The sequence below is a fragment of the Paenibacillus oryzisoli genome (assembly GCF_001653565.1).
Lineage (GTDB): Bacteria > Bacillota > Bacilli > Paenibacillales > NBRC-103111 > Paenibacillus_E > Paenibacillus_E oryzisoli.
Genome location: NZ_LYPB01000074.1, coordinates 149050 through 169941, shown reverse-complemented (window position 1 = coordinate 169941; position 20892 = coordinate 149050). Strand labels below are relative to the sequence as shown.

Genomic DNA, 20892 nt, shown 5'->3' with positions numbered 1-20892 from the left:
AAAGAGGGTTAAGGCATGGGGGAACTGTTTGGCTTGAATGCAGAATACGTAATGTTAGTTTGTTTCGCATTCATTCTAGTATTGTTGGTTATGGTTATCATTATTTCAATTCGTTTGTCATCCTTGAGGAAACGATACACACGAATGATGAATGGCTCAAGTGCGGAGAACATGGAGCAGTTACTCATTGATATGCAGAATGCGCTGAATGAGCAAAAGGCCGAATCCGTAAAGGCCTCGACCCAAATCTCTACTATTCAGCAGTCCATGAAGAAGATGACATCGAATATAAAAGTTCGTCGCTACAATGCCTTCAATGAAGGAGGTAGTGATCTCAGTTTCTCGTTGGCGATGCTGAACGAAGAGCAAGATGGTGTGATCATTACTGGCATACATAGTCGAGAGCAAATGTATGTATATGCTAAGCCAATCGCAAAGGGGCAATCTAGCTACACGCTAAGTCCAGAAGAGAAGGAAACACTTACTCAAACTTTAAAGCAGTCGTAGCACTTGGTGCAAAGGATTGTGTCCGTCTTATCGAAGCGTAGAGGGCATCGCCAATGACAGTCGCCATATTCATAACGAGGCTAAGCCGCGTATTTTGCAAGACGAAATATTCCATGAAGCCGCCAACGTTAACAATCCCAGTCACATGAATATCACCAACAGGAGGCAAATCTTTGTTGACTCCGGCACCTGGCTTGAGTGGCCCATGAGCGACTTGAATGCAGCCGACACTGGCAACTTGCCCTAAACATGCATCGACAGCAACGATGAAGGGGTTCTGGAATTGCTTGTGAATGGTTTCAACGGTTTCAGCTAAATTCATTGCATGGACAGGTTCATCTAAGGTGCCGAACAAATGTAGATTGCGAAGTGTGGTCGTACGATTTAAATGAGAGCCAACGAGAGGTCCGAGCGCATCACCTGTTGAACGATCTGTTCCTACGCAAATGACAACGATAGGTTGATAGGTTGGTAGTTTACTGAAAATAGATTGCAAATGCTTAGCGAGAAGATGCGGCGTGTTGGAATCGGTATGTTGAATTTTCAAAGGTTCTTGTACTGGGGTTTTATCGCCGTCGAATCCAAAGTTGAATTTCATGATATCCCTCCAAAGTAGTCCATCTTTTTTTACTAGTATATGGAGAGAGAGGCACATTTATACGTAGAGAGGAGAGGTTTCTCTGGAATTTTCTATTATGTTGCTAGCTTTCGATTCTACCCAACAAGCACTACGAGCTGAGATGTTGCTAGAATATGCAGATATTGAGATCGATATCAGGCCTACACCGAAAGAAATTACAGCAGGGTGCGCGCTTTCTATTGAATTCCCAGGAGCAGATCTTATGCGAGTTCAAGAGATTATAGAGAGCGAGAACGTCGAGATCAGAGGCATTTATTTTAAAAAAGAAGATGGATATGGTACCATAGTAGAAAAGTAAGGAGGCTTACTAGTGGCTTTTGAAACACATTATTTTGAAGATTTGATGCATTGGATTCGGGAGCATGTTAGTAAACCTGAAATTGTTGCCTCGATATTTTGGATCGCTATTAAAATTATACTTATCTATGTCATTGCTAGAATTGTCATCAAGGTTGCTGACAAAACAATAGATCATATGGTCATTGCGAGAGAGAAGTCACCGCTCAAGATTGATAGACGAAGATCGAATACGATTTCTATCCTAATACATAATCTTATCGCTTATACAGTAAATCTAGTTGCTATTATGTTGATTTTGGGCCAAGTCGGATTGAATTTAGGCCCCTTACTCGCGGGAGCAGGTGTTCTTGGGCTAGCAATAGGGTTTGGAGCACAGAGTTTGGTGAAGGATGTTATTACAGGGTTCTTTATTATCTTCGAAGATCAATTCGGTGTTGGCGATGTGATTCAAATCGATCAATTCAAAGGAACTGTTGAGGAAATAGGCATTCGTGTGACTCGGATCAAGAGCTGGACCGGTGAGGTTCACATCATCCCTAACGGAAACATTAAACAAGTGACCAACTTTTCCACTTATAATTCGATTGCGATCGTCGATGTATCACTCGCCTATGACGCTGATATTGATCGTGCGATAGTCTTATTAAATGAAGTTGTTGCTGAAGTGTATGAGCGCACAGAGAATATCGTTAAAGTCCCACAAGTACTTGGTGTGCAGATGGTTGGTACTACGGATTTGAAGATACGAGTGATTGCAGAATGTACGCCGAACAAACAAGGTGAAGTTGGGCGAATTCTAAATGCAGAAATTAAGAAGTATCTAGATACCCATGGCATCAAACAGGAAAAGGTGGAGGGGAACTAAGATGGATAAGAAGGAATACCAACTTGGCGATGTTGTACAAATGAAAAAGCCCCATCCATGCGGTACAAATGAAATGGAAATTATTCGAATGGGGATGGATATTCGGATTAAATGTGTAGGCTGTAAGCACAGTGTCTTAGTGCCGAGAACGAAGTTCGAAAGCAAGCTCAAAAAAATATTGCGCAGTAGTGCGGTGACAGAAGAAGAGTCGAGCTAACTTTTCATAAAATATAGGAAAGCACTTGCGAGAGACAGACTTTTTTGATACAATAAGTCCTGTTCTCATTTCTTGGAAAGGTACCCAAGTGGTCCAAGGGGGCTGACTCGAAATCAGTTAGGCGTCGCGAGGCGTGCGTGGGTTCGACTCCCACTCTTTCCGTACTAGAACACACCAGATGAAAGCCGTTTATATCCTTAGGGGGTATGGGCGGCTTTTTTAATTTATCTGTTTCGACATCGCATTAATGGTTTATATGAAAGGGAAGGGATAGAAAGTAAAGAATTGAAGCAACCTAACAGTTAGGTTATGGCTAATCGCTATGTAGGAGGACGAGATATATGAAGAAATGGATGCTAACTCTAGCAGTGATTGCTGTGATGGCCTCAGGCTGCTCTAAGAAGGACGATACGTCGACAAGTACCCCAACAGTTAGTCCAACAGTAAGTGCGACGGTACAGCCCTCAGCAGGGGCCTCAGCGACGCCTAGTGGGACGAATGGGGGAGGTGCTGTGACAACGGCACCTACAACTACACCAAAGGGAACTACAGGCGTTGGTGCGGCAGAGTCACCTTCCCCGATAACGAAGGAGCAAATTGAGAAGATCACTTTGACGGCGACTTACGATGAAGTGGTCAAACAGACAGGCACCAAAGGTGTGTTAGTTAAGGATGAGAATGGGAAGAAGACGTACCAGTATGTCATTACGAATCAGCCAGGGTATTACGCGGAGATTGTATTCTTTAGCGATGGCAAAATCTCGGAGAAGCGTGTATTTCAGAAGTAGCGTCTGGTCGATGGCCTTTGAATTGGAGTTGCTTTAACAGGAAATAGGAGAGAAGCAGTGGGCTATAAACTAGTCTGCTGCTTTTTTTATGGGAATCTGTCTATAAGAGGTTAATGTTACGAATAGGCGGTTTTGGAACGAAAAATATGTAAAAGTAGTTCGAAAGAAACGTCAACTATACCTTGTAAGAAATTGCTATAATTGTGGCAATTACAGGTGGTGGAGCGTTTTGAGCGACGATAGTAGTGGACACTCTACCTGGCAACAGAACCGTATCCAGATGAATCGATTATCTCATACCAGCATGCTGGTTGAAGGAAGGGAGTCTAGCCAATGAAATTCGCAGCGTTCAGCGGTGTGTTGATGGACCACAGTATACAAGAGGCAATGAAGATTACGAAGGAATTGGGCTTAGACGGAATTGAGATTGCAGCCCGCGATCATCATCTGTCGCCGACGACGAGCAGAAGCCGACTGAAGGAACTGCGCACATTATCCGAAGAATTGCAGCTGGCTATTCCCGCTATAGCCAGCTATACAGGCAGATTCTCAACGATCAGCGATCAGGAAGCGTCCGCGACTTTCGATGACTTCCGGCGTTTGCTTGAGGCAGCAGACCAGTTAGGGGCTACCATGATTCGCGTATTGACGGGAGGGCCTAATGCTTTCCTGGCGCACGAGTACCATTACGCAAAGGCCGCCTATTGGCTGGAGCGTTGCGCCGAAGATGCGAAGGCATATAACATGGACGTGCTGGTGGAATTGCATAATGAATCTCTCGTCGAGACGGCGGACGATGCGCTGAAGCTTCTTCAGCTCGTAAAGATGGATCGAATCGGCTTTATCCATGATGCAGGCAACATGTACATTACAGATACCGATTATGGGTATGAATCGGTGAAGAAGCTGGGCAAGCATTTGAAGCATGTACATGTCAAAGACGAACGCAGGACTTCGGACGGCAGTGAGCCAGGCGCTTTCTCGAACAGGACTCACAGAGGCATAGAGAATTTCGTGCCTTGTCTGTTGGGTAAGGGCGAAGCGGATCATAGCGCATTGTTTGAATCGCTGCGGGAAATCGGTTATAAGGACTGGGTAACGTTGGAGTGCCATACGCAGGGATCCGGATTCGAACGTCTACAGCATGATTTTCAAATTGCTCAGAAGCTGGCTAGTGGCCAAATACCTATGTAAGAGGTAGACTCTATAAAATAGAGGCCGACCCTCAGTCAGTTACGACTGCAGGGGCGGCCTTTTCAAACTTTTTAATAGAAGAAGCTACATCCGCTTGCCGCCTTTTTTATGCCACTTGCGATTATGATTGCTCGTTGCCGGAAAAGTGTCACCTTTTCTCAATGTAACCGTCTTGGGATTGTTAATCCCCATATGGAAGGCATTCTCGCCAATTTCCATATATTCGCCGTCGTTCGGAACATGATCGCCTTCATTAAAATGTGTCCATTCACCCATGACTGAATCACCTCTTGATTAGAATAACAATCGTAGTTAGATTGCCCTTAATTAGCCCGAGCATGTAATTTATTTCTTACCAGCTTCCTCCTCCAAAAAACGTAATATCGAAACTTGTAATTTATCGCCCGATTTGCTATAGTATTCAGGTGCGAGTTTTGAATAAGAATCCTCGCTCCTTGCTCCTTCACTTGCCTAGCAAGTTTGAATAGGAGCCGCTTAGTCCAAAAGGAGGTGAAATACATGCGCAAATATGAATTGATGTACATCATTCGTACTGACGTTGAGCAAGAAGTTGTTCAATCTACGGTTGAAAAGTTTCAAGGCATCATCTCGAACGGTGGGGGAGAAATCTCCAAACATGACCTGATGGGTAAACGCCGTCTTGCGTATGAGATCAATAAGTTCCGTGACGGGCACTACGTGCTTGTACACTTCAACGCAGAACCTGCTGTTGTAACTGAACTTGATCGCGTACTTAAGATTTCGGACGAAGTTATTCGTCACTTAATCGTAAACGACGTAGCTTAATCAATGCCAGTATTTTCGTCAGGAGGGTTATTCCATGTTGAACCGTGTCATTCTTATCGGTCGATTGACCAGAGATCCAGAGCTTCGTTATACACCAGCTGGGGTAGCAGTTACCCAATTCACACTTGCTGTAGATCGTCCTTTCACGAGCGGTGGCTCGAAAGAACGTGAAGCGGACTTTATCAATATCGTCACGTGGAGGCAGCTTGCCGAAACATGCGCGAATTACTTGCGTAAAGGTCGTTTAACAGCAGTTGAAGGACGCATTCAAGTGCGTAACTACGACAACAATGAAGGAAAGCGTGTTTACGTGACCGAAATTATTGCCGACAATGTACGTTTCCTTGAATCAAGCGGCGGCGGGAATCGCGAAGAAGGCGGATCCTCTAATGCAAATGCAGGCGGCTATAGCGGCGGCGGAAGCAGCAATCGTGGCGGTGGATCGCGCGAGCAGCAGGATCCTTTCATAGATGACGGAAAACCGATCGATATTTCCGATGATGATTTGCCATTTTAAACGTAGAAAGGACTGAAGAGACACAATGGCTTTCCAAAAAAGAGACAACAATGGTGATGATCGTGCTGATCGCAAATTTGCTCCTCGTGGCAAAGGCGGTAAAGGCAAGCGCCGTAAAGTTTGTTACTTCACAGTAAACAAAATCAAGCACATTGACTATAAAGATATCGAGACTCTTAAAAAGTTCATCAGTGAGCGCGGGAAGATTCTTCCTAGACGTGTAACTGGAACTTCCGCTAAGTACCAACGTGCTTTGACGATCGCTATCAAGCGTTCCCGTACAATCGCGTTGCTTCCTTACACAACGGAATAGGTTTCGGAATAAAGAGCAATCGGGCAACCGGTTGCTCTTTTTATTATGAACGAGAAGCGAGCCCACAAGGGCTCGCTTCTTTGGCGTTGGCCTTCTTTTGCCACCACCAGACCCAAGACACCTAGATTAATAATAACTACAAATCAAGCTAATATTCTGCTTACATACAACCTGCATACTGAGGTTAAGAACAAGCTTTCACCAATCGAAGGGAGATAGGAACCATGCCAACTGTACAGCTCGATGAAAAGAAGAACGTAACCATCTTTGAGGATCAGCTTGTAGCCACAGAGAAACGCCCTTGGTTTGGGAGCATGCCTAGTCAACTGGCCGAAGACTTCTCGTTCGTTGTGATGGGGGACCGTTGCGGAATGGCGACGGAGGGAGTATTTGAGAAAGCGCTTGACATGGTGAAGGATTTGAAACCTGACTTTGTCTTGGCGGTGGGTGATTTGATCGAAGGTTATTGGAATAACGCCGCGGATACGCATCAAGAATGGGATGAAATAGACGGCAAAATAGCCGCGATGGGACTGCCGTTCTTCCCCGTCATCGGCAATCACGACTATAGCAATGCCACGATGGCAGAGGTATGGCGCGAGCGTAAGGGCTTGGACTACTACGCATTTCGTGTAGGGGATTCACTGTTCTTATCCTTAAATACAGAGAAAACGCCAGATGAGTTCTCGGACACCTTTATCGATATCATCAAGCGAGTAACTGCGGACGTAAAGCGCGTACCTGAACGGTCCAATGAATACATGAGTGCTTTTATCAATGAACTAAAGGAGGGACTTTCGCCTGAGGAGTTACAAGGTTTCGGCAAGATCAAGCTGAGTCTTGGTGAGGAGCAACTGGCTTACTTTAGACGCGTATTGGCAAACAATGCGGATGCCAAGTGGACGTTCGTCAACATGCATAAGCCAGGTTGGAAATCAGAAAGCAGTGAATACCAGGAGCTCATTCAGATGCTAGGGGATCGCCCTTACACCATTTTTGCCGGGCACCTGCATGCGATGGAGTATTCACGCGTAGGCCATGCCGAGTTCATACAGCTGGGTAGAACAGGTGGTCTTGCACATGGGGACGGGTCAAATCCGGGGGATGAGAATGTCGTACTATGGGTAACCATGCGCGGAGGTGTTCCTACTTATCGAGTTATTCATCTTGATGGTGTCAACGAACTAACATCTTATCAGCCACATCAACACGTTCACGGGGAGAGTATCTAACAATGACAACGATGACAACAATGACAACAATGGAACCGATTTTCTTCATTCATTTAACGGATATACATATTAGCGTACCTGGAAAGAAACCATTATTCGACCTCGAAATGTCACATAAACTGCGCGCTGCTTGTGCTGAAATTCGCACATTGGAGACGAAACCATCCTTCGTGGTAATTAGCGGCGATTTGACGCATGACGGAGATTTGGAAGACTATCGTTTTCTCAAAAAACTACTAGATGAAGAAGAGGCGCTTCTTGGTATTCCCATTCATGTCGCATTAGGCAACCATGATTTCCGCGAGCCTTTCCGTGAGGGTTACTTAGAGGAAGAGCCTTCGAACGAATCCTATTACTATAGCTTCATGGCCAATGGTCTCCGCATCGTAATGTTAAATACGCAAGTGCCAGGTACCCATGGGGGTAGGCTTGATGAAGTGCAACTTGCTTGGCTTAAGGGGTTGCTAGCTGAACCTGCACCATCGGGTACGATCATTGTCCACCATCATCCAGTTATGGGAACACCTACGGTCATCATGGATGATCACTTGTTGGAAAATCCGCAGGATTTGGAAAACGTCATTGAAGGCAGTGATGTCATTGGTTTATTGTCCGGACACATTCATTATCATAATGTCGGGACATTGCGTGGTATTTTGTGTGCGGCTGCAGATGGTCTGGCTTTCGGTCTAGATCCGTCAGCTTCGAGCAACATGCGCTTCATCGATAGATCGGGCTACAACTTGATTACCGTGAAGAATGGGCAAATGAGCGTACAACCCATGACCCTTCCTGGAGAGCAGCGCTTGCTCTATGAACTGAATGTAACCAAGATTCATGCTGAGGCCTAATCCAACCTATAGAACGATAATAAGAAGGAGCTGTGACATGTCACGAGCCAAAACAAAGATCATGATGTTACTTTCATTAACTGTACTGGTAACTGCAGCATGTGGAAATGGCAAGGAGAGTGCCTCAACCGGTCCGGTTACGATTTCTTTCTATAGCTACAACTTAGCGATTGCTAGCCAAAAGGAAGGCACGCAGCAACTGATTACGGAATTCGAAGCGGCCCATCCGAACATTAAGATTGATGCGATTCCGGTATCTTCTACGGAAATTAATACGAAGGTACAGGCGGATATCGCGGCTGGTTCGCGACCTGACGTGGCACAGCTCGTATTCGATGGTTTGGATTATGCAGTTCAGAACTACAATGCGAAGGCATTGGAGGATATCGTACCTGCTGATGAGCTGAAGAAGAACTTCGAAGGCTTCTCGCCAAACGGGCTGAAATTAGGCCAATTGAAGGGCAAAACCTACGGACTTCCTTTTACATTCAGTACACCGGTCTTATTCTATAACGCGAAGCTATTCAAGGATGCGGGTCTTGACCCCGAAAATCCTCCCAAAACATGGGAGGAAGTGAAGACTTATGCGCTGCAGATTGCAGCCAAAACGAAAGCGTCAGGTGTGCATGTTGGCGGCGCTGCCGGAGCGGACTGGATTGTCCAAGCATTGATCGGCAGCAACGGCGGCAAGGTCCTATCGGATGATCGCAAGACGATCCAGTTCGGTGAACCCGCAGCGATCGGTGCGATCAAGATGTGGCAGGATCTCGTTCAAAGCGGCGCAAGCGACAAGATGAACGACACCGAAGTGATTCAAGCGTTCAGCGAATCGAAAGTGGGGATGTTGCTGTATACGAGCGCTTTACAGAGCGCATTGCTCAGCGCTTCCAAAGCGGGAGGCTGGGACCTGAAAGCTATCCAGATGCCCTCTTTCGGAAGTAAACCTACAACACCTGTAAACTCAGGAAGTGCTCTGTTCGTGTTATCGGATGATAAAGTGAAACAGCAAGCAGCATGGGAGTTCCTTAAGTTTGTTACGAGTGAGCGAGGGTATACGATCATTACGTCCAAAATCGGTTACCTGCCACTTCGTCCAGCGATTGTTGAAGATCCGAAGTACTTGAAAGACTGGGTCGCAGCCAATCCGCTGGTGAAACCAAATCTAGACCAACTTACTCGCTTACAGCCGTGGGTATCCTATCCAGGTTCGAAATGGAGTCAGATTGAGACAATCTTGCTTGAAGGCGTGCAGAAATCGATTCAAGGTTCGGGAGATGCCACGTCCATTATGCAGGATGCTCAGAAACGTGCACAATCTCTAATGCCATAATTGGTGTGAAGACAGGAGGCAGGAGGCAGCCGTATCCTTCTGTCTTCTGCCACATTCAGGAGGGATACCATGAATAGCAATGCAATCACGAGGACGGTTTCCAAGGCACGTCCGAAGTCGGTGCAGCGGGTAAAAAGACCGTTTCCTTATAAAAAGTTGATTCCCTATTTATATTTGTTGCCAGTTATGATTTCGATTGGTTTCTGGATCTATCGTCCCTTAATCGAGACCTTCCAGCTCAGCTTCTACGAATGGAACATGCTGCCCACATCACCGAAGGAATTCATGGGATTGGATAACTTCGAGAAGCTAGTTACGCTGCCCGAGATGAGTAGAGCTTTATTGAACACGTTATTTTACACGGTGGGTGTTATGCCATTTTCGCTCATTTTACCGCTGCTGATTGCAATCTCTACAGATAACATTGGGCAGCGTACTCGCAATGCGTACCGTGCATTAATTTTCGTGCCGATGATCATGGCACCTGTTGCGGTATCGGCTGTGTGGAACTGGATTATGAACCCGATGGGCGGCATTCTTAATAAAACGTTGCAGGCTGTCCTGCACATTCAGGAACCGATACGATTCTTCACCGATGAGCGATGGGCAATCTGGTCAATCACGTTCATCACGGGTTGGAAGTTACTCAGCTTCAGTACGTTGATCTTCTCAGCGGCGATGACGGGGATTAATAAGGATTACATAGAAGCCGCTAGAATCGATCGAGCGAATCGTTGGCAAATCATTTGGCATGTGCTGTTACCGCTATTGTCACCTACGATTATGTTTATGGCGATGCTCAGTACGTTGTTTGCTGCAGAATGGAGTTTCTCTTATGTCAATGTCTTGACGCAGGGAGGACCTTTAAATTCAACAACAAACATTTATTACTTGCTATGGACGTACGGGTTCAAAACGTTCTCCGTAGGTTGGAGTTCGGCAGCTGCTGTGTGCGTGTTTATTGGTTCGGGGCTTATTTCATTAGGTTTCATGAAACTATCCAAAAAGCTCTCGTTTTACGACAATTAAAGGAGGAGCTCCATGAAGAATCCGCGATTGAATGGATCCCGCAGCGCAACTGTTGGCAAACATACCGTTCTGATATTGCTTAGCTTTCTTGCCATTTTCCCATTCTATTGGATGTTGAATACATCCTTTAAACCAGCGGGTGAAGTGTACTCCACGTCACTGCTTCCTACACACTGGACGTTCGATAACTACGTGCAGGCATGGCACGCTATTCCGATGGCTCATATGATGACGAATTCCATTATCGTAGCTATTAGTCAAACAGCAGCCCAATTACTAACGAGTATATTGGCAGCTTATGCGTTCACACGCTGGGATTTCCGTGGCAAAGGCTTTTTCTACGGCTTAATTTCATTAACCTGGCTGGTTCCGTTTCAAGTCATCATGATTCCTAATTATGTAGTCATTAGCGGCTGGGGGCTGCGTAACTCCTTGATGGGGTTAATCATCCCTAACGTCGTGTCCGCATTCGCGGTACTCCAGCTGTACAACACGTTCAAATCGTTTCCGCGAACATTAATTGAAGCCGCTCATCTGGACGGGGCATCCGACTGGAGCGTGCTGTGGCGCACGATCTTCCCGAATCTGCGTGCATCGATTGCTTCTATAGGTGTGTTATTATTCATTTCCTCATGGAATGACTACTTCTGGCCGCTACTGGTTACGAACAAACCGGAGCATGCTACGCTCCAAATCGGATTACAGTCGTTCATGTCCACAGATGCTAATCTGTGGGGACCGATGATGGCGGCGACAACCATGGCGAGCTTACCCATTCTTCTGCTTTATTTTATTCTACAGCGTCAAATTATTGATTCGTTCGTCAAAGGCGGTTTGCGTTAATGAGTTCATTATTTGCACCACCAGGGTATCTTCTTCCTTCGAAAAGCGTGGCAAAACCATCGCTAGAAAAAAAAGCTTACCAAGAAATTCGGAATCAGATTATCCATGCGAATTATTTGCCTGGTACCCTTTTGTCAGAGAATGAATTGGCAGAACAGTTGAATATGAGTCGGACACCGATTCGGGCAGCTATTTCCTTATTGGAGCAAGAAGGATTCGTGGAGTCGGTTCGAGGCCGGGGCGTTTTTGTTAAAAATATTTCGTTCAAAGAGTTTTGTGACATGTTTGAAGTATTGGTTTCGATGCAGATTTATGTATGTGATGTTGCTGAAAAGCGCGGGCTTACCTTTGACTTGCCGTCATTACGAGGCCATTTGGATAGTCAAATTCAAGCAGCAGACAACGGTGACCATTGGCTCTATTACGAAAGTTCATTGTTATTTATAGAGACGATTCTAACTACCGTCAACAACCACAACATGATGCAGATCCTAGAGCAGATTAAAGGCAAATACATGTGCAAAGTCGTTTCTTATCGCACGATGAATCCGCAGTCACTATCTAACCCAAGACAGGGGAGAAGGATTAACACCCGCATTTATGAAGCGCTGCTGCAAGGGAACATTCTAGATGCAAGAGAAGCGATCTATGAAGTGAATGAGATTTTGTATGAGCAATTGAAACAATTCGATATTTGATGTACATAAAATATGCATTGAAGGCGGAGGAATTAGGATGACGACACATATGGCTAATGAGCAACGCGTTCTACAGGTTGAAGGCGCGTATAACTTGCGCGATCTAGGCGGATACAAGACCAAGGACGGGCGAATGACGCGTTGGGGAATATTCTTTCGAGCGGATGGGTTGCACAAACTGAGTACACTTAGCCAACAGGAACTGGTGGACAGGGGGGTACGGACGATTATTGATTTGCGAAATGCGCACGAGCTTGAGGAAAAGAAGAACGTATTCGCTGATTCCCAGCAAGTGAGCTATCATAATGTAAGCTTGATCAACCCCGCCACATCGAGTCTTACGCAAATTCGCAATCTAGGTGATTTATATATTAACTTGCTTCAAACTTCACAAGCCCAGTTGTTACGTGTTTTCACTTTGCTTGCAGAGGGGGGTATATACGGAAGTCTCTTTCATTGCGCAGCAGGTAAAGATCGGACGGGTGTTGTTTCAGCCCTATTATTGGACCTCGGAAATGTTCCACATGAAACAATTTTAGAAGATTATGTGCTTACGAATGCTTGTATATCGCCGATTTTGGAGGAATTGCGTAAGGGGAAACCAGCAAATGTACCTGATGATATGTACGAGAGCTTCTTAGGTTGTGACCCTGCTTATATGGTGAGCTTGTTGTCCCATTTGGAGCTTCGGTACGGCAATGCGGAGCATTATTTACGAACAATTGGGTTATCCGAAGGGCAAATCCTGACGTTGAAAGAGCAATTACTTACTAATTGAGGGAGGGAGTAATTCCGATCCCTAACCTCTAATTTCGTTCCATTTCTTCTAAAAGCATACAATTCCCTAACAAGGCAGCTGTTAAGATCAGCTGTCTTGTTCTATGGCTACAGAGAGCTGGATTAGAGGCTTTCTTTTCTAGTACCTTTTTGTGGTATAATTGATCAATATCGTTTCTGCTGAGATGAGGAGTGATGACGGTTGCTGAATAGGGATAAAGAAGTTGACCTAGCCAGACGGGCCAAAGTCATTGAGTGGCTCAAAACAGAAGTCGTAGATCATGTTGCTCACCTGCTCAAAGGCATGTGGGAAGGCAGTCATGTTAAGATGGTCGATGGATTAGCCAGTTTGATTTCGAGCGGTTACATTTTAGGCCGCAGACTGGGGATTTCTTATCGCAGTTTGGACGAAGCTATTGTTGAGAAAATGAAGAAGCACCGCCAAGAGGGCCATCAACTTGAGGACTGGTACGGCGACATTTCATCGCTCGAAGAACATTTACGTAAGAGGTGAGCCCGGTTGGGGAATCGAAGTTGGCAGAGTGTCATTTGGAGCGTTGTTATGATTATTTCATTGCTATCGCTGATGACACCATTTATTATTTTCACATGTAGTTTTCTGTTGGTACCCGTTCTTATGTTATATGTCAAAACAAGTACGAAGCGTTTCGTCCTAAGTTATGTACTCAGTCTGCTCGTTGTCTACATACTTACCCAGTGGATAGGTCTCTATTTAATAACGATTGCGTTATTCATACTACCTCCTGTGTTAGTGATGGGGAACCTATACAAACGTAAAGCACCAGCAAGATCCGTATTAACTGCGGGTATCGTTACCGTCTTGGCGGAGTCGTTATTAAGCTTGCTGCTAGGATTTGCTTTAGGTCTTGATCCGGTTACGAAGTTTAAGCAATTCATGATAGATAGTATTGCAACGATGCCGAGTAGCATTCAGGATATTCTACCTAAGGATCAAGACTGGTATGTTGGATTTATCGTGCAGGTTATCCCGTTGTATTTGATTTTTGTAGCGCTGTTCATTACGTTTGTGACGCATGGCGTAACGCGGTGGTTCTTGAACAAAACGGGAGAAGGTATCCCTGGTTTGCGCCCAATAAGAGAATGGAAGCTGCAAAGATCACTTGTCTGGATTTATTTAGTGGCTTTTGTCCTAGATTTATTCTCAAAGCCCGATGCAAGCTCGCTCATTTCAACACTGCTGATGAATGCGATGCCGCTGTTGATGCTCGTGTTCGCGGTTCAAGCGATAGGCTTTTTGTTCTTTGTGGCTCATGCGAATAAATGGAAACCGATCTTGCCTATTGTGGCTATTATCATTCTAATCTTTATGCCTCCACTATTTATCGTTTACAGCTTATTAGGGGTATTTGATGTTGCGTTTCCAATCCGTGAACGGTTTAAGAAAAATTTATAGGATTAGGGGCTAGTTCGAATGCCGAAGTTCCTTTTGAAGCGGTGGCACGGTCAGCATATTGTGTGGATGTTTGTTCTGCTCATTGTCTTGACAGCCATTATCTATATGTTCAAATGGTGGTTGGGCCTAACGGCTTTCTTACTCTGTGGAGCAATGGCGTATTTTACGCTGCAAGCGGAGACCGCTTTCCGCAAAGAATTGAATACGTACGTCGGGACGATAACCCATCGGGTGAAAAAAGCTGGCAATGAAGTCATGAGCGGGCTGCCGATCGGTATTATTCTTTACAATGAAGAGAAACGCATAGAGTGGCACAACCCTTTTATAGCGAAAATGCTAGGGCAAGACTCGGTGATTGGTGAGTCGCTCTTCGATTACTTTCCCGATCTCAAGAATAAGAAAGACAAAGCCGAAACACTAGAGCTTAAAGTTGGCCAATTTATTTATCAAGTGTTATCCAAACCCGAAGAAAGACTCCTCTATCTGCGTGAAATTACAGAGCAAGCTCTGCTGGCGAAGAAATACGAAGATAGCAAAACGGCGATTGGTATCGTGATGATGGATAACTTGGAGGAAGCAACACAAGGTCTGGATGATCAGACACGCAGCCTTCTGTTGGCCAAGGTTACTGGTGAAATTACCGAGTGGGCTCAGAAGAATCAGCTGTATTTACGCCGGACTTCATCGGATCGATTCCTTATCTTGATGGATCAGAAGGCGTTGCGACAGTTAGAACAAACGCGTTTTGAACTACTCGACGATGTCCGCGATCTTACGATTGAGAATAAGCTGCCGCTCACGCTCAGTATCGGGATTGCATCAGGGGCTGAACAGCTTACAGAACTTGGTCAGATGGCGCAAATGGGTCTAGACATGTCGCTCGGCCGCGGTGGCGATCAGGTTACGGTGAAGGTCGGACAGCGATTGTCTTTCTATGGTGGGAGAACGAACGCGGTCGAGAAACGTACGCGAGTTAGAGCAAGGGTGATCTCACATGCTCTGCGCGACCTGATGAAAGATAGTGACAAAGTCATCATCATGGGTCATCGATTCGCAGATATGGATTCCATCGGCGCGGCGATTGGTGTGCTCAAGGCGGTCCAAGTCGTCGGCAAAGAAGGCTATATCGTGCTAGAAGGCGTGAATCCAGCCATTCAGAAGGTGATGGAGACGATATCGGCCGATGAACGGCTGCATCGTTGGTTTATTACACCGGAACAGGGCATGGCGATTACGACACAGCGCTCTCTTGCGGTTGTGGTGGATACACACAAGGCTTCCATGGTTGCCGAGCCTAAGCTGCTACAGCTGACACACAGGGTCGTGGTGGTCGATCATCACCGTAGGAGTGAGGAGTTCATCCATGATGCTACACTCGTCTATATGGAGCCCTACGCGTCCTCTACGTGCGAACTAGTGACCGAACTGCTGCAGTATATTAACGAGAAGCTATCGATGGAGGTTCTAGAGGCCACGATGCTGCTCGCGGGTATTGTTGTAGATACGAAGAGTTTCAGTCTTCGGACAGGTGCTCGAACTTTCGAAGCGGCGTCGTATCTGCGACGCAATGGGGCAGATTCCGCTCTCATTCAGAAGCTGTTGAAGGAAGATTTGGATTCTTATATCGAGCGTTCCGAGATTATTAAGCATACAGAAACCATCTATGAACACGTAGCTTTGGCAGTTGCTGAGCCATCACGTAAATATTCTCAGTTGATGATCGCGCAAGTTGCTGATACATTGTTAAATATGACGAATATTATGGCTTCCTTCGTAATTGCCGAACGGCCGGATGGTTTAATTGGAATCAGTGCAAGATCGCTAGGCCAAATGAACGTTCAAGTTGTGATGGAGCGACTAGGTGGCGGCGGGCATTTAACCAATGCAGCGACGCAAACAGATTGCTCATTAGAAGAAGCAACGAAACGATTAAAACAAGTACTAGCCGATATACAGGAAGAGGAGGGACTTTTCGAATGAAAGTAATTTTACTCAAAGACGTTAAAGGCCAAGGTAAGAAGGGCGAAGTGAAGGAAGTATCCGAAGGGTACGCACAGAATTTCCTAATCGCACAAGGACTTGCAGCTCCAGCAACTCAGGGTACAGTCAAAGTGTTAGATAATCAGAAGAAAGCCGAGCAACGCCGCAAGGATCAAGAGAAGGCAGATGCACAGGCGTTAGGCGAGAAACTTAGTGAGATGACTGTTCAAATTAAAGCGAAGTCTGGCGAAGGTGGACGTTTGTTCGGAGCCATTCCTAGTAAACAGATTGCAGAAGTACTTGAGAAACAGTATAAAATCGTGATCGATAAGCGTAAAATTGTGCTGGAAGAACCGATTCGTACGCTAGGCGTAACGAAAGTTCCAATTAAGCTGCATGCGGAAGTAACATCTAGTGTGAACGTTCAAGTAACGGAAGAGAAGTAAGCTGATCTAGGGCAGGGTATATAGCTTTATGAATCGTATAACGTGTAATGAACAAGAGTCCCAGTCTGGGGCTCTTCTCTCTTGTAGACATAAACTAGTTCCACTATGAAATATGACAATGAAAGGCGGGCACAGTAGCATGAGCAACGGAGATAATATGTTTATGGATCGTGTTCCGCCTCAAAATATAGAAGCTGAGCAAGCCGTCTTAGGTGCGATCTTAATTAACGCAGATGCATTGATTACCGCGATGGAGCGGATATCTAGCGATGATTTCTATCGCGGCGCTCATCAGCGTATATTCGAGGCGATAGTTGAGCTCGCGGAAGATCAAGAACCCGTCGATCTCATTACGCTTACAGCGCTTCTTCAAAACAAGCAGCAGCTTGAGGAGATCGGCGGCGTAACGTACTTGTCCGAGTTGGCGAACGCGGTGCCAACCGCTGCCAATATCGACTATTACGCGGCAATCGTCGAGGAGAAGTCGATGCTTCGCCGCTTGATTCGGACAGCGACGCAGATCGTCACCAATGGCTATGCCAATGAGGACGATGTCGGGGCGATGCTCAGTGAGGCGGAATCTAAGATCCTGGAGATTTCGCAGCGGCGCAGTTCCAGTGGGTTCGTCGTCATTCGCGACGTACTCATGGAAGTATTCGAGAAGGTCGAGCAGCTCTACTCGAACAAGGGTGGGTCGACGGGAATCCCGTCAGGATTCATTGACCTCGACAAGATGACGTCTGGCTTCCAGCGCTCAGACTTGATTATTCTGGCGGCGCGTCCTTCCGTAGGGAAGACCGCGTTCGCACTGAACGTGGCGCAGAATGTCGGCGTCCGGGCCAAAGAGACCGTCGCCATCTTCTCGCTCGAGATGGGCGCCGCGCAGCTCGTACAACGTATGGTGTGCGCCGAAGCGAACGTCGATGCGAACCGGATGCGTACGGGGAACCTGGAAGGAGACGACTGGGAGAAGCTGACGATGGCGATCGGCGCTTTGTCCGAGGCGAATGTTTACATTGACGATACGCCGACGATTACGGTTGCGGACATCCGGGCGAAGTGCCGCCGACTGCAGCAGGAGAAGGGTCTCGGTATGATCCTCATCGACTACTTGCAGCTGATTGCCGGCCGTGGCGGTAAAGGCGGAGACAACCGTCAGCAGGAGGTCTCTGAGATCTCGCGTACACTGAAACAAATTGCCCGTGAGCTGAATGTTCCGGTCATCGCGCTCTCGCAGCTGAGCCGTGGCGTTGAGCAGCGGCAGGACAAGCGTCCGATGATGTCTGACCTTCGGGAATCCGGTTCCATTGAGCAAGATGCCGACATCGTAGCGTTCCTCTACCGGGACGATTACTACGATAAGGAATCCGAGAAGAAGAACATTATCGAGATTATTATTGCCAAACAGCGGAATGGTCCCGTAGGTACCGTCGAGCTGGCTTTCCTGAAACAATTCAATAAATTCGTGAATATGGATCGCACGCATCAAGAAGCAGCAGCCGCGCAGTATTGACGGCTGTTTTTTTGTTGCCTCGAGGGGTAGTCCATGGCAAGGTTGTCAGGTTGAGGAATCAGGGCATCCGGTGGGATGAGCTAGTGAGGATGGGGAAATGGGTAATTAGATGATGTGGATATATGGCGAGCGGAGTATTGTAGGCGTAGAGATAGCATGGCAACGGTGCAGAAAAGTAGTAGCTAGTTGTGTGTTGGATGGTGAGTATGTTGCATCAATCATAATCACACGTAATTCTCCCGTCTCTCAAAAATGCAAAAATACAACTTTTTTGGCCGATTTGTAGGTGGAATTGGGAAATCAGTGCAAATAGGCAATCTTTTTAACGTATATCTTGATAAATCCCTGAAATCAGTCCAAATTGATGCCTTTTTGCATCAATTTCTGATAATGGAGGGGGAAACTCATTTAGAAAGTGCTCTTTTGCACTTTTGAATGCGATAGGAGGACATAACAGGCGAGTTCACAGACATTTGTTGCCTATTAACCCTGCGTCTTTATTGCACATACTTCTCCAAAATCCCATGACCTCTAAATACGCCGCGACCTACCCTACACGAAATGACTACTGAACACGCCACATCTATTCCTACACCACATGCCTAAGTTTACTTAACATCTTGCTCCCTACATTACGCAACTTTCTTTATCCTCCTCACTACTTACTCATATGGGAAGATGGGGAGAAGTCCTGAACCGCACTATAAGTGCGTGTACACCGAAAGCATTTGCATATTTCGATCAAAAGACATAAAAATTCCCCGTAAGAGGAATCTTATGGGGAACAGAATCCATATGAAATGGGCAAAGCCAGAGGTTTTCCTGCTTCTAGTGGCAGCATCGAAATAGTTTGCCTAATATCCGAACAATTATACAGACACCCCTATAATCGTTCGTTTTTCATTGACTTTGACATGGGGGACTGCTACACTAGAGACGGTGAAAAAACCTTGATCGACGAGCCAGCCGTAGGCAGGTAACTCGAAATAAGGTCGTTTTTTCATGCCGAAGGGTGGGTTTCCTTCCTGCAGATCACTGCCGAAGAGACCAGATCTTCCTTTGCGGTGAGTAAGTGAGAGTTAGCTCTCTTGTCTGTTGCCGCGTGTAGCAGTGAATAGAGGTAGTTGTATCACCAGAATCGCCAGAGGGAAAGTGTAATGGACGCTGAACGCTTTAGCGCTTTAATGAAGTCCAACTTTCCACTGTGGTCTTACAGCCATAACGGCTCATTATGGGTGACTTGTCACCGTACGGAGGTAAGTGCATATGTCAACGGTTGTTGTTGTCGGTACGCAATGGGGAGATGAAGGTAAAGGTAAAATCACGGATTTCTTAGCGGAATCTGCTGAAGTTGTCGCTCGTTATCAAGGTGGTAACAATGCAGGCCACACGATCATTATTAGCGGGAAAAAGTACAAGCTGACGATGATTCCTTCCGGTATTTTTTACAAAGATAAAGCTTGTGTAATCGGGAATGGGATGGTTATTAATCCGGCTGCACTCATTGAAGAAATTAATTACATTCATGATAATGGTTTTACAACAACGAACTTGAACATCAGTGACCGCGCGCATGTTATTATGCCGTATCACTTAGTGCTTGACGGTCTGGAAGAGGATCGTAAAGGCGATAGCAAAATTGGTACGACGCGTAAAGGAATCGGCCCTGCTTACATGGATAAAGCTGCTCGTAACGGTATTCGTATCGCAGATTTGATGGATGCGGAAGAGTTCGAATTGAAGCTTCGTCGTATCGTTGCTGAGAAGAACGTATTGATCGAGCAAGTCTACGGTTCAACAGGTCTTGATGTGGAGCCAATCCTTAGAGAATACCTCGAGTACGCAGAAGTGATTCGTCCATATGTAAAAGATACGTCTGTGATCCTGAACGAATATATCGACCAAGGTCGTCGCGTGTTGTTCGAAGGCGCGCAAGGCGTAATGTTGGATATCGACCAAGGAACATACCCGTATGTAACTTCCTCCAACCCAACAGCTGGCGGCGTATGTATCGGATCCGGCGTAGGCCCAACGAAGATTCACAATATTATCGGTGTGGCTAAAGCTTATACGACACGTGTCGGCGACGGTCCTTTCCCAACGGAATTGGACAATGAAATTGGCGCTTGGATTCGTGAAAAAGGTTTCGAGTACGGTACGGTAACGGGTCGTCCTCGTCGTGTTGGCTGGTTCGACAGTGTTGTCGTGCGTCACGCAAGACGCGTGAGCGGTATCACGGGCTTGTCCTTGAACTCCATCGACGTTCTAACAGGTCTTGAAACGGTCAAAATCTGCACAGGCTACATGTACCGCGGTGAGTTGATTGAGCACTACCCAGCGAGCTTGAAAGCTATCTCAGAGTGCGAAGCGGTGTATGAAGAGCTTCCAGGTTGGACAGAAGACGTCTCTGAAGCGCGTACGCTTAGCGACCTTCCTGAGAATGCAAGACACTATGTAGAGCGTGTTTCTCAGCTAACAGGTATCCCAATCGCAATCTTCTCCGTAGGTCGTAACCGTGAGCAAACGAATCTGGTTCGTCCTATCTACGCTTAATTCATAGATAAAGTAAATAATCCTCTAGGCTGCTTATGCAGCTTAGGGGATTTTTCT

The 20892-nt window shown here is 46.2% G+C and carries 25 protein-coding genes and 1 tRNA gene; 23 read left to right on the top strand and 3 right to left on the bottom strand.

The window, feature by feature from the left end:
• The first annotated feature begins 15 nt into the window (after positions 1 to 15).
• Positions 16 to 507, top strand: a complete 492-nt coding sequence (locus tag A8708_RS20920) for a DUF4446 family protein (RefSeq protein ID WP_068667011.1) — start codon at positions 16 to 18, stop codon at positions 505 to 507.
• On the opposite strand, the gene yyaC is transcribed toward A8708_RS20920, so the two are convergent.
• The gene (gene yyaC / locus A8708_RS20915) at positions 482 to 1105 is read right to left on the bottom strand and encodes a spore protease YyaC (protein ID WP_068667009.1); all 624 of its coding nucleotides are present in this window, start codon (positions 1103 to 1105) and stop codon (positions 482 to 484) included. The genes A8708_RS20920 and yyaC overlap by 26 nt on opposite strands.
• Positions 1106 to 1202: 97 nt before the next feature.
• Between yyaC and A8708_RS20910 the strand changes: the two genes are divergently transcribed.
• The 6 genes from A8708_RS20910 (at position 1203) to A8708_RS20885 (ending at position 4511) form a co-directional block, all read left to right on the top strand.
• The gene (locus A8708_RS20910; protein WP_068667007.1) at positions 1203 to 1445 is read left to right on the top strand and encodes a DUF3343 domain-containing protein; all 243 of its coding nucleotides are present in this window, start codon (positions 1203 to 1205) and stop codon (positions 1443 to 1445) included.
• 12 nt (positions 1446 to 1457) lie between these two features.
• Entirely contained in the window at positions 1458 to 2312 is an 855-nt protein-coding gene (locus tag A8708_RS20905) for a mechanosensitive ion channel family protein (protein WP_239696781.1), read from the top strand.
• A gap of 1 nt (position 2313) precedes the next feature.
• Positions 2314 to 2529, top strand: a complete 216-nt coding sequence (locus A8708_RS20900; RefSeq protein ID WP_068667005.1) for a DUF951 domain-containing protein — start codon at positions 2314 to 2316, stop codon at positions 2527 to 2529.
• Positions 2530 to 2603: 74 nt separating this feature from the next.
• Positions 2604 to 2691, top strand: a tRNA-Ser gene (locus A8708_RS20895).
• Positions 2692 to 2870: 179 nt separating this feature from the next.
• Entirely contained in the window at positions 2871 to 3317 is a 447-nt protein-coding gene (locus A8708_RS20890; RefSeq protein ID WP_068667003.1) for a hypothetical protein, read from the top strand.
• A 333-nt stretch (positions 3318 to 3650) separates the two neighbouring features.
• Positions 3651 to 4511 (top strand): sugar phosphate isomerase/epimerase family protein, encoded by an 861-nt coding sequence (locus A8708_RS20885; protein ID WP_068667001.1) that lies wholly within the window; start codon positions 3651 to 3653, stop codon positions 4509 to 4511.
• Positions 4512 to 4595: 84 nt separating this feature from the next.
• On the opposite strand, the gene A8708_RS20880 is transcribed toward A8708_RS20885, so the two are convergent.
• A complete protein-coding gene (locus tag A8708_RS20880; protein ID WP_028557224.1) occupies positions 4596 to 4787 on the bottom strand; it encodes a YjzC family protein in 192 nt (63 codons plus the stop codon).
• 243 nt (positions 4788 to 5030) lie between these two features.
• Here A8708_RS20880 and rpsF point away from each other — a divergent pair, with 243 nt between their 5' ends.
• The 15 genes from rpsF to dnaB all read left to right on the top strand — a co-directional run bounded on the left by rpsF (position 5031) and on the right by dnaB (position 18282).
• Entirely contained in the window at positions 5031 to 5318 is a 288-nt protein-coding gene (rpsF, locus tag A8708_RS20875) for a 30S ribosomal protein S6 (protein ID WP_057314906.1), read from the top strand.
• Positions 5319 to 5352: 34 nt separating this feature from the next.
• Complete coding sequence (gene ssb, locus A8708_RS20870; RefSeq protein WP_056622646.1) at positions 5353 to 5835, top strand: single-stranded DNA-binding protein; 483 nt, start codon at positions 5353 to 5355, stop codon at positions 5833 to 5835.
• A 25-nt stretch (positions 5836 to 5860) separates the two neighbouring features.
• On the top strand, positions 5861 to 6148 hold the full coding sequence (gene rpsR, locus A8708_RS20865) for a 30S ribosomal protein S18 (RefSeq protein ID WP_028557221.1): 288 nt from the start codon (positions 5861 to 5863) through the stop codon (positions 6146 to 6148).
• 224 nt (positions 6149 to 6372) lie between these two features.
• Positions 6373 to 7380 carry a metallophosphoesterase family protein gene (locus A8708_RS20860; RefSeq protein ID WP_068666999.1) on the top strand — a complete coding sequence of 336 codons (1008 nt, stop codon included), beginning with the start codon at positions 6373 to 6375 and terminating at the stop codon, positions 7378 to 7380.
• 2 nt (positions 7381 to 7382) lie between these two features.
• On the top strand, positions 7383 to 8231 hold the full coding sequence (locus A8708_RS20855) for a metallophosphoesterase family protein (RefSeq protein WP_068666997.1): 849 nt from the start codon (positions 7383 to 7385) through the stop codon (positions 8229 to 8231).
• A gap of 37 nt (positions 8232 to 8268) precedes the next feature.
• Complete coding sequence (locus A8708_RS20850) at positions 8269 to 9561, top strand: ABC transporter substrate-binding protein (RefSeq protein WP_068666995.1); 1293 nt, start codon at positions 8269 to 8271, stop codon at positions 9559 to 9561.
• Between the two features lie 69 nt (positions 9562 to 9630).
• A complete protein-coding gene (locus A8708_RS20845; RefSeq protein ID WP_068666993.1) occupies positions 9631 to 10590 on the top strand; it encodes a carbohydrate ABC transporter permease in 960 nt (319 codons plus the stop codon).
• A 12-nt stretch (positions 10591 to 10602) separates the two neighbouring features.
• Entirely contained in the window at positions 10603 to 11433 is an 831-nt protein-coding gene (locus A8708_RS20840) for a carbohydrate ABC transporter permease (protein WP_068666992.1), read from the top strand.
• A complete protein-coding gene (locus tag A8708_RS20835; protein ID WP_068666989.1) occupies positions 11433 to 12131 on the top strand; it encodes a GntR family transcriptional regulator in 699 nt (232 codons plus the stop codon). Before A8708_RS20840 ends, A8708_RS20835 begins: the two co-directional genes overlap by 1 nt.
• Positions 12132 to 12168: 37 nt before the next feature.
• Positions 12169 to 12909 carry a tyrosine-protein phosphatase gene (locus A8708_RS20830; protein WP_068666988.1) on the top strand — a complete coding sequence of 247 codons (741 nt, stop codon included), beginning with the start codon at positions 12169 to 12171 and terminating at the stop codon, positions 12907 to 12909.
• A 201-nt stretch (positions 12910 to 13110) separates the two neighbouring features.
• Entirely contained in the window at positions 13111 to 13422 is a 312-nt protein-coding gene (locus A8708_RS20825; protein ID WP_056622632.1) for a MazG-like family protein, read from the top strand.
• Between the two features lie 6 nt (positions 13423 to 13428).
• Positions 13429 to 14343, top strand: coding sequence for a DUF2232 domain-containing protein (locus tag A8708_RS20820; RefSeq protein ID WP_082927675.1), 915 nt, complete (start codon positions 13429 to 13431; stop codon positions 14341 to 14343).
• Positions 14344 to 14361: 18 nt separating this feature from the next.
• On the top strand, positions 14362 to 16323 hold the full coding sequence (locus A8708_RS20815; protein WP_068666986.1) for a DHH family phosphoesterase: 1962 nt from the start codon (positions 14362 to 14364) through the stop codon (positions 16321 to 16323).
• Complete coding sequence (gene rplI, locus A8708_RS20810; RefSeq protein WP_068666984.1) at positions 16320 to 16769, top strand: 50S ribosomal protein L9; 450 nt, start codon at positions 16320 to 16322, stop codon at positions 16767 to 16769. Before A8708_RS20815 ends, rplI begins: the two co-directional genes overlap by 4 nt.
• Positions 16770 to 16908: 139 nt before the next feature.
• Positions 16909 to 18282: a replicative DNA helicase gene (gene dnaB, locus A8708_RS20805; RefSeq protein ID WP_068666982.1), complete on the top strand. Its 1374-nt coding sequence runs from the start codon at positions 16909 to 16911 to the stop codon at positions 18280 to 18282.
• Between the two features lie 869 nt (positions 18283 to 19151).
• On the opposite strand, the gene A8708_RS36880 is transcribed toward dnaB, so the two are convergent.
• Positions 19152 to 19286 carry a hypothetical protein gene (locus A8708_RS36880; RefSeq protein ID WP_275667921.1) on the bottom strand — a complete coding sequence of 45 codons (135 nt, stop codon included), beginning with the start codon at positions 19284 to 19286 and terminating at the stop codon, positions 19152 to 19154.
• A gap of 262 nt (positions 19287 to 19548) precedes the next feature.
• Here A8708_RS36880 and A8708_RS20800 point away from each other — a divergent pair, with 262 nt between their 5' ends.
• Positions 19549 to 20835 carry an adenylosuccinate synthase gene (locus A8708_RS20800; RefSeq protein WP_068666980.1) on the top strand — a complete coding sequence of 429 codons (1287 nt, stop codon included), beginning with the start codon at positions 19549 to 19551 and terminating at the stop codon, positions 20833 to 20835.
• Positions 20836 to 20892: the final 57 nt, after the last annotated feature.